1 protein-coding gene is annotated in these 687 nt (G+C 56.3%); it reads left to right on the forward strand.

Translation table 11 applies throughout. The features are described 5' to 3' along the window. The first annotated feature begins 344 nt into the window (after positions 1–344). Positions 345–650, forward strand: a complete 306-nt coding sequence (locus tag BN1129_RS09820; protein ID WP_209418498.1) for a type 1 fimbrial protein — start codon at positions 345–347, stop codon at positions 648–650. The last annotated feature ends 37 nt before the right edge of the window (positions 651–687 follow it).

A 687-nucleotide genomic window follows, 5' to 3' on the forward strand; every position in this document is an offset into this window, starting at 1 on the left:
GGTCGCAGGCAACTTCTACCGCCTGCTCGGCGAGCTCGAAGCGGTCGGCGACCTGCTGCACCACGACGATGGCAAGGGCTTCTATGCCCCGCTCATTCGTTTCGGTGGTTTGAACATTGCGGGTAAGTAAGCCCCGCATATAAAGAGAAAACCGCGTTTTCCTCGTGATGAATAGCAAGAGGGCAACCCCTGGGGTTGCCCTCTTTTTTGTTCTGACCTTTGGCACCGAGCTTGACGACGAGTGGTCAAATAATCCCCCCCCAGCCAGACACCGTCGATACTGACTATGCAAGGCAATGAACACGCGGTTTCCTACCAAAGTGCAAGACAATCTGGAGGTCTGCATGAAGACAATCGCAGTGGCGCTCACCCTCGCCACACTGGGCATATCAATGGCACAGGCCACTTCGGCAAGCAGCACAGGACGCATCACCTTTAGCGGCGCCATCGTGGAGGATGCCTGCCGCATCAACCAGCAGGAGGAGCAAATGCAGGTCACCTGCCTCTCGGGCCCCAAGCAAACCACAGAGACACTCAATCTGCAGCAGTTGGCAAAGCAGTCGCCACTGCGTCTCGCCACCAGCCAGGTTTCCTATCGATGGATTGACCAGCGCCATACCATGGCGGTGATCACCATCAGCCACGAATAGTGCTCACCAATGCCAGAAATAACAACGGCGACCATCA

The organism is Aeromonas popoffii (assembly GCF_000820025.1).
Lineage (GTDB): Bacteria > Pseudomonadota > Gammaproteobacteria > Enterobacterales > Aeromonadaceae > Aeromonas > Aeromonas popoffii.